Source organism: Shigella sp. FC1967 (assembly GCF_001743005.1).
In the GTDB taxonomy this organism is placed as follows: Bacteria; Pseudomonadota; Gammaproteobacteria; order Enterobacterales; family Enterobacteriaceae; genus Proteus.
Genome location: NZ_MIIZ01000560.1, coordinates 1 through 8,313 on the forward strand (window position 1 = coordinate 1; position 8,313 = coordinate 8,313).

Annotated in this window: 7 protein-coding genes and 1 pseudogene; 7 read left to right on the forward strand and 1 reads right to left on the reverse strand. The window is 40.1% G+C overall.

The annotated features are described in order from the left end of the window. Window positions 1-246: 246 nt before the first annotated feature. The 7 genes and pseudogenes from BHE89_RS04970 to BHE89_RS05000 all read left to right on the forward strand — a co-directional run bounded on the left by BHE89_RS04970 (window position 247) and on the right by BHE89_RS05000 (window position 6,709). Complete coding sequence (locus BHE89_RS04970) at window positions 247-876, forward strand: ferredoxin-like protein (protein WP_006535141.1); 630 nt, start codon at window positions 247-249, stop codon at window positions 874-876. Between the two features lie 52 nt (window positions 877-928). Next, window positions 929-3,031, forward strand: coding sequence for an aldehyde ferredoxin oxidoreductase (locus tag BHE89_RS04975; RefSeq protein WP_069368603.1), 2,103 nt, complete (start codon window positions 929-931; stop codon window positions 3,029-3,031). Window positions 3,032-3,053: 22 nt separating this feature from the next. Next, a complete protein-coding gene (locus tag BHE89_RS04980) occupies window positions 3,054-3,773 on the forward strand; it encodes a YdhW family putative oxidoreductase system protein (RefSeq protein WP_248620015.1) in 720 nt (239 codons plus the stop codon). 66 nt (window positions 3,774-3,839) lie between these two features. Further along, window positions 3,840-4,511 (forward strand): 4Fe-4S dicluster domain-containing protein, encoded by a 672-nt coding sequence (locus BHE89_RS04985; RefSeq protein WP_069368605.1) that lies wholly within the window; start codon window positions 3,840-3,842, stop codon window positions 4,509-4,511. Continuing rightward, window positions 4,508-5,306 (forward strand): annotated as a pseudogene (gene phsC, locus BHE89_RS04990) (thiosulfate reductase cytochrome B subunit). The gene BHE89_RS04985 and the pseudogene phsC overlap by 4 nt, the downstream one beginning before the upstream one ends. Before the next feature lie 25 nt (window positions 5,307-5,331). Continuing rightward, the gene (gene ydhT / locus BHE89_RS04995; protein ID WP_069368607.1) at window positions 5,332-6,300 is read left to right on the forward strand and encodes a protein YdhT; all 969 of its coding nucleotides are present in this window, start codon (window positions 5,332-5,334) and stop codon (window positions 6,298-6,300) included. 115 nt (window positions 6,301-6,415) lie between these two features. Beyond that, window positions 6,416-6,709 (forward strand): helix-turn-helix domain-containing protein, encoded by a 294-nt coding sequence (locus BHE89_RS05000; RefSeq protein ID WP_069368608.1) that lies wholly within the window; start codon window positions 6,416-6,418, stop codon window positions 6,707-6,709. Window positions 6,710-6,774: 65 nt separating this feature from the next. Here BHE89_RS05000 and brnQ read toward each other — a convergent pair whose 3' ends face one another. Beyond that, on the reverse strand, window positions 6,775-8,118 hold the full coding sequence (brnQ, locus tag BHE89_RS05005; protein WP_069368736.1) for a branched-chain amino acid transport system II carrier protein: 1,344 nt from the start codon (window positions 8,116-8,118) through the stop codon (window positions 6,775-6,777). Window positions 8,119-8,313: the final 195 nt, after the last annotated feature.

An 8,313-nucleotide genomic window follows, 5' to 3' on the forward strand; every position in this document is an offset into this window, starting at 1 on the left:
AACCACACATATCAGGGAGGATAATAAAAAAGTACGTAAGAAGTGGAGATAACACATGTAAATACAAAATATTTAACATTTCACCACAATGTATTTTTATCATAAAAAACAGTTGAAAATTAATAATATATCCCTTAACCAAATCGCTATTTTATTTATTATATAACGGTAAGGCAAGTGGATAAATAAATAATTTATCATCACAACTTATTTCTTATTAAATTAGTTAAGCGGAGATAAATATTAATGTCTGATACACATCATCGTCCAATATTAGATATTGGGCTATCAAGACTAGAGTTTCTGCGAATATCCGGTAAAGGTCTTGCAGGGATCACAATAGCACCCGCATTGCTTTCTCTTTTGGGTTGTAAGCAAGAAGAAATAGATAGCGGAATAATTCAATTAACTACAACACCTAAAGGCGTTTTAGTCACAAATAGAGCGCGTTGTACGGGATGCCATCGCTGTGAAACAGCATGTACAACATGGAATGATGGAAGCGTTGGATCCTTCTTTTCACGCACCAAAATCCATCGTCATTTTTATTTTGGTGATAAAGGTATTGGCTCCGGTGGTGGGCTTTATGGCGATTTAAACTTTACAACCGATACCTGTCGCCAATGTAAAGATCCTGAATGTATGAAGGTCTGCCCAGTAAAAGCTATCCGCTATCAAGAAGAGTTCGGTTGTATTGTTGTTGATACACGTCGTTGTATTGGTTGTGCCGCCTGTACAACAGCTTGTCCGTGGATGATGGCAACCGTCAACCCACAAACTAAAAAATCCGGCAAATGTAATTTATGTGGTGAGTGTGCATCAGCGTGTCCAACAGGCGCTCTACAAATCATTGAATGGAAAGAAATTACTGTTTAATAAATCCAGACAATCACATCACTGAACCACATTTAGATTAGGAAGCAATATTATGACTAACGGCTGGACTGGAAATATTCTAAGAATCAATTTGACGACTGGAACCATCACTCGTGAAAGCTCAAGCAAGTATAAATTCTTGATTGGTGGTATGGGCTTTGGCTACAAAATTATGTATGAAGAGGTTGCTCCTGGCGTTAAACCTTTTGATGAAGAAAACAAAGTTATCTTTGCAGTAGGCCCTTTGACAGGTTCGGGTGCGCCTTGTAGCTCTCGCGTCAATATCACTTCTCTTTCCACTTTTACGCGCGGCAATCTTGTTGTTGATGCTCATATGGGGGGATTTTTCGCAGCATGGATGAAATTTGCAGGCTATGACGCTCTGATTATTGAAGGTAAATCAGATAAACCTGTTTGGATCCATATTGATGATGACCAAGTTTCTATTGAAGATGCCTCTTTCTTATGGGGTAAAGGTGTTCGTCAAACCACAGAAGAGTTGTGTGCTCAAACAAGCCCAGAAGCTTGTGTTGCCACCATTGGCCCTGCGGGCGAAAATCTCGTTCCTTTATCTGGCATTATTAATAGCCGTAATCATAGCGGTGGTGCGGGTGTTGGGGCTGTTTTAGGTTCTAAAAAATTAAAAGCAATTGTTGTCGAAGGGAGTCGTGGCGTTAACGTTGCTGATCGTAAAGCGTTAAAAGAACTTAATGACTACATGATGACTCAACTAATTGGTTCTAATAATAATCACGTTGTACCGAGTACACCGCAATCATGGGCAGAATATTCACACCCCGGCTCTCGTTGGACTGCACGTAAAGGACTGTATTGGGGCGCTGCTGAAGGTGGACCAATTGAAACGGGTGAAATCCCTCCGGGTGATATCAATACTGTCGGTTTTAGAACCATGAAATCGACCTTTGACTTGGGTCCAGAAGCAGAAGAATACACCGTAAAAATGGGGGGTTGTCACTCTTGTCCTATCCGCTGTATGTCTCAACTCAATGTTCCACAAGCGAAAAAATTTGGTGTACCACAAACAGGTGGTAACACTTGTGTCGCTAACTTCGTCCACACAACGATTTTCCCTAATGGTCCTAAAGATGTTGAGAAAAAAGGAGATGGTAACGTTGTTGGTAACCTAGTCGGTCTTAATATTTTTGATGATATGGGACTTTGGTGTAACTACGGTCAGCTTCATCGTGACTTCACGTATTGTTATACCCACGGTGTCTTTAAACGCGTATTACCTGAAGCCGAATACAACGAAATTCCATGGGATAAACTGGAAGAAGGTAACCCTGAATTTATCAAAGAATTCTACTATCGTTTAGCCCATCGCAAAGGTGAATTTAGTCATCTTGCTGATGGCTCTTATCTTATCGCACAGCGCTGGAATTTAGGTGAAGAGTATTGGGCTGACAAGAAAAACAAACTTTGGTCACCAATGGGCTTCCCAATTCATCATGCGAATGAAGCATCGGCTCAAGTTGGTTCTATCGTTAACTGTATGTTTAACCGAGATGCAATGACACATACCCATATCAACTATATCGGCAGTGGTTTACCCCTGAAACTACAAAAAGAGATTGCAGGTGAATTGTTTGGTTCTGGTGATGCTTTTGATGAAACCAAAAACTATACACCAATCAATAAAGCCAAAATTGCTTATACCAAGTGGACCATTTTACGTAGTTGCTTACACGATGCTGTCACCTTATGTAACTGGGTCTGGCCAATGACGGTTTCTCCTCATAAGAGCCGTAATTATCGTGGTGACTTAGAGATGGAAGCTAAATTCTTTACTGCTATCACGGGTGAACCGACGACATCTAAAGATCTGGATTTAGCCTCAGAGCGTATTTTCACTTTGCATCGCGCTTATACCGTTAAATTAATGAATACCATGGATATGCGTAATGAACATGACCAAATCTGTTCATGGGTATTTGATAAAGATCCTGATATTCCAGTCTTTACTGAAGGCACCGACAAAATGGACAGAGAAGACATGCAACTTTCTCTCACCATGTTCTATGAAGAAATGGGCTGGGATCCTAAATTAGGTTGCCCAACAAAAGACACTTTAGTTCGCCTTGGTTTACAAGATGTTGCTGACGATTTAGCGTCTCGTGGTTTATTACCCAGTTAATAGGTAAAAGAAGGAGATCATGATGATAGAACAAAATGCATCGGCTTCTATACCACAAGATACCGCTGATGATACAGATATTGCTTTAGAGCAACCTGATATCTCTCGTCGCCGTTGGTTACTGCCATTATCAGAAACAGGTGTTGGACGTAGTGCTAACACCTCAACGGATACCGTAACCGTAGAAGAACCCGTTGCAGAGATAGCCGAATTATCTGCTGAACAACATCTAGCGAATGCGATACGTCAATGTTCAAAAGAAGGTGAACTATTAGCAATTTCAACGCTGTATGATGCGCCCTATTCCCTGACTGAAGAGGATATTGCGCAGTTAGAAACCGCGTTAAAGCGCGACGAGTTTATTGATATCGCCCATTTAAGTCTCAATGGCGAGGATTATTTCTACTCTGATGAATTTATGTCCGATAACTTCGCACAACTGCAATTATTAAACCGCCATGCGGATATTTGTACAGCAATTGCAGGTGTCGTTCGTTTTGAATGCGAAACCTATCCTCGACCATTAAAACAAAGCATGTTGATGTCTGAACCTTTTCATTACACAGCTTCAGAGATTGAAGATGCACTGACACTGATGAAAACTCACCCTGATTTTCAGGATATTCAGCAAATTTTAGCCTCCAATAACGCCCCTTATCTCTTTAGCAATACGTTAATGAGTTACGGCAAAGCGCGAGGCTTAACTGAATGGATCGAGGTAGAACAACATGAAAATCCTTAATGTTCTGCCTTATCAACGAAATTCGATGTGGGTATTACAACATCATCAGACTGAGGAGCAAAAATAATGCGTGTTTCTCGCCGTAAATTTGTAGTAGGTATGGGATCGGTCATTTTTTTCAGTGCGCCACTAGGAAGTGCGCTTGCCGCAACTGCAGAAAAAAAACCTATCCGCTATGCCATGATCCATGATGAGACGCTTTGCAATGGCTGTAATATCTGCGCCACGGCATGTCGTCGATTAAATAAAGTTCCTAATGGTATGGCTCGAATGGATATTGCCCATATTCCCTTAAGCCTCAAAGAAGATAACGATAAATACCATTTCTTTAGACACTCTTGTCAACAATGTGAAGATGCTCCTTGTATCCCTGTATGCCCGACTGGTGCATCTTGGCGTGATGAAACCAATGGTATTGTTCGTGTAAATAAAGAGAAATGTATTGGATGTAGCTACTGTATATCAGCCTGTCCATACCAAGTACGTTATCTTAACCCAGTGACACATGTTGCTGATAAATGTGATTTTTGTCTTGAGTCCCGATTACAAAAAGGTTTCCCACCGATTTGTGTGAGCGCTTGTCCACAAAATGCCCTGTTATTTGGCAAAGAAGATAGCCCTCAAATTCAAGAATGGCTCAAAACACACGATTACTATATTTATCAACTTGATGGTGTAGGAAAACCCCATCTCTATCGCCGTGTAGGGCCTCATGTTCAAGAGGAGGGTAAAGTATGAGTATCGTCAATACAATGCCAGGCAGTGCTCAGTTCCAAGCCGCACTAAAAGAGTATGTTTTAATCTATACACCTGATTATTTGCCCCTTTGGTTAATTGTTGCAGGCGTATTATTTATTGGCATGTTGCTTGTTCTGGCTCTGCATGGCTTCTTGCGTTATCGCTTTGCCACACCACACGGTGAGTCGCATAAAGAAGAGAAGCTCTATCTTTACTCTAAAGCCGTTCGTTTGTGGCACTGGAGTAATGCCTCTTTATTTATTCTGTTGCTTCTCAGTGGTGGAATTAACCATTTCGCTCTGCTTTCAGCCCACGATACGGCGTTATTGGTCAGTGTGCATGAAATTTGCGGTTATCTACTCTTGGTTTGCTGGTTATCCTTTGTTCTGATTAATCTTGTTGGTGGTAATGGCAAGTTTTACCGCATCGAGGGTAAAAACTGGTTTCACCGCGCTTTTATGCAAACACGTTTTTATCTCTATGGCATTATCAAAGGAGAAGATCACCCCTTCCCAGCAACACCCACTGTTAAGTTTAATCCACTGCAACAAATGGCTTATTTAGGTGTGATGTATGCATTAGTTCCACTACTTTTAATAACAGGTGTTTTACTTCAAAACCCAGCATTTATTCCTGCTGATGCAGTGATGTTTAAAGCATGGTTATTAATCGCACACCAATTCTTAGCGGTATGTAGTGTCTTTTTTTATCATTGGTCATCTTTATCTGTGTACAACAGGAAAAACACCATTCCAAACATTTCGCAGTATGGTTGACGGTTACCATAGACACTAATTAATACACGGATTAAGGAGCTTATATGTCAGTCCCTTCAAAGGAAAATATTAGATTAACAAAAGAAGACTTACGACAACTGCACGTTTCAACGTCACTTTATCGTTGGTTTTTGCGTTATTTTCCTGATGGAGGCACTTACAGTGCTATCCATAGTGAGTTAATAAAACAGCGCCGTACACAATGGATAGAAAGCTTTATTCAATATATTTATTTACGTCATTTTAATAAAGCGTCCTTTGCCAAACAGGAACAAGAAGTCATGGAAAACATCTTGTTCCTGCTCGGCAATGAACAACAACAAGGCGTGACATTACAACGCCTTCCATATCACAACACATTACCAACATCTGAAAACATTCAATTCTCGACCGAATGGCATCAATTGATCTTAAAAAGCCAACAACTAAGTACCGATCTTGCTTTGTGTGGAAGTAACAATATTGTGGCTTTTTCTGGCGATGAAAACAGCATTGCCAACACCGGTTATAGCAATCAGTTGATGATGACGGGTTTTGCAGGGAAAGTGGCTAATACAGGAAATCAGTGTCGTATTGGTAGCTTAGGCGGGCGCTCCCGCATTTGTAATAGTGGCAATGATGTCAAGATTTATGCTGCAGGTAGTGGTGTTCATATCGCCAACTGTGGTATGCGTAATTTTATTACAGCCTCTCAAGATCGCGCAAAAATCACTAATACAGGGGATTTAGCGCAAATCAATGTGACTGGAAAAAACGCTGTGGCAATTAACACTGGCGATAACTGCAAAGTCACGGTATCTGGCGACGACAGTATGTGTATTTCAACGGGTACTCTCCATCAGTTCTGCTTAGGAAAAAACGGGAGTGCTGTGATTGCTTACCATGACGGCAATCGTACTCGCTTTAAAATTTTCTATGAAGGTGAAGACGGTATTGAAGCTGGTGTTCACTATTATTTAAATGAAAACCAACAACCGGTGGCAGGAAAGCAGTATTCTACAGATAAAAACTAATAAGCAATCTAAGCTAACGTGTTTGCTCTACCCTTAAATCAAATAGACACTATAATGTCCAAAGTAGCTATTTTTTGCTATAATTAGACATTATAGTATCTATTTGGGCTAATAAATGAAACTCTCATTACTTACTGATCTCGATGTGAGTCGAGCCTTTGCTTCTCATTTACGAAAGTTGCGTGAAAAAGAAAAATGGTCACGCGAACAACTTGCCGAGCGTAGTACAGTTCCTGCTTCAACTATCAAAAAGTTTGAGTTACAAGGTAAAATTTCACTACGCCAGTTACTGTTACTTTGGCAATGCCTTGATGATTTAAATAATCTTTATGCGGTTGTTGATCCTAAGAAAATGAATAAACCACGTATGCCAAGGACTATTGAAGAGGTATTACAAGATGAGTTTTAAGCCAATAAAAAAGGGAAACTTCCGTTTCCCTTTTTGCGTTTAACTCTATCTGTTTTCACTGCATTTTATTGCTTATTGATGGCTTCAGTATGGATCACTTTTTTATGGTGTGAACCAGCAACTTTGTCATAAATACCACAAACTACAATCGTAATGAGAACAGGAATTAACCACGCTAACCCTTGCTCACTTAAAGGTAATTTTGTCGCCCAATCAGGTAATAAATGCTTCAAATAATCAGACGCTTTTATTGCATCAAAAATACCAAAAAATAAGCTAACAGCCATTGCTGGCGCGATAATACGACTTGGGTTATTCCACAGACGTAATGTGAAACTCATTAGAATAATCACAATACAAGGAGGATAAATCATTATCAGTACAGGGATAGAAAACGCAATCAGCTTACTCAAACCTAAGTTTGAAACAACGGCTGAGAATATCGCCAGGATCAACACTAAGGCACGATAAGAGATAGGCAAATAACGGCTAAAAAACTCGGCACACGCGCACGTTAAACCCACAGCAGTCACCATACAAGCTAAGAAAATCAGTACAGCCAAGAAGAAACTACCAAAATTGCCGAAAGTATACTGAACATAGGCATGTAGGATATCAGCGCCATCTTGAGCCCCCGGAATAATACTGCCACTGCTAGAGCCTAATTTAAATAAACTCAAATAGATCGCAGTTAACAATACACCAGCAATGATCCCCGCCCACATAGTATAACGTGTTAACAGTGATGAATTATCAATACCTCGAGAGCGAGCCGCATTAACAATAACAATACCAAAAACCATTGCGCCCAATGTATCCATGGTGAGGTAACCGTTAATAAAACCCTGAGTCAACGCCATATCGCGATAAGCATCAGTCGCAGGAATAGCACCACCCGCAGGCCAAAATATCGCAGCCACACCTAATACCGCTAATGCCAGAATTTTAATCGGGGCAAGAATATGACCCACACTGTCTAACAATTTACCTGGATAAAGTGAAATACCAATAACAATTAAGAAATAGACAATGCTGTAAATCAACAATGACATTTCTGTATCACCCACTAGAGGAGCAATACCCACTTTGAAAGAAACCGTTGCAGTGCGAGGTGTTGCGAAAAGAGGTCCAACAGCAAGATAGGCAACAATAGCCAATAATAATCCCATTGATTTGCCAATAGGTGTACTTAATGCCTCAATACCCCCACCGACTTTTGCCAATGCGACAACCGTTAAAACAGGCAAACCTACACCGGTGATCAAAAAACCAATTGCTGCAGTCCAAACAAATTCGCCAGATTGTAAACCGACCATTGGAGGAAAAATAATATTGCCAGCGCCAACAAATAGGGCGAATGTCATAAACCCTAATGCCAGAATATCTCTGGAAGTTAATCTATGTGCCATAAGTTTTGTTAATATATAGTTACAATAAGGGGTAAATTGCGCCAATATAACGCAACATAAAATCAACAATATCTATTTAGGCTCATATCATCATTATTCAGGATAATATCCACATATAATCATTTCATATAGAGCAATTAGGTACTAAATAGAAAAAATTGCCGATAACTGGTCACAAGTAAAACTTTTATAATG

Coding starts and splice junctions, on each gene's coding strand:
- BHE89_RS04975 (WP_069368603.1), top strand. CDS start 929: ATGACTAACGGCTGGACTGGAAATATTCTAAGAATCAATTTGACGACT.
- BHE89_RS04985 (WP_069368605.1), top strand. CDS start 3,840: ATGCGTGTTTCTCGCCGTAAATTTGTAGTAGGTATGGGATCGGTCATT.
- BHE89_RS04970 (WP_006535141.1), top strand. CDS start 247: ATGTCTGATACACATCATCGTCCAATATTAGATATTGGGCTATCAAGA.
- BHE89_RS05000 (WP_069368608.1), top strand. CDS start 6,416: ATGAAACTCTCATTACTTACTGATCTCGATGTGAGTCGAGCCTTTGCT.
- brnQ (WP_069368736.1), bottom strand. CDS start 8,118: ATGGCACATAGATTAACTTCCAGAGATATTCTGGCATTAGGGTTTATG.
- ydhT (WP_069368607.1), top strand. CDS start 5,332: ATGTCAGTCCCTTCAAAGGAAAATATTAGATTAACAAAAGAAGACTTA.
- BHE89_RS04980 (WP_248620015.1), top strand. CDS start 3,054: ATGATAGAACAAAATGCATCGGCTTCTATACCACAAGATACCGCTGAT.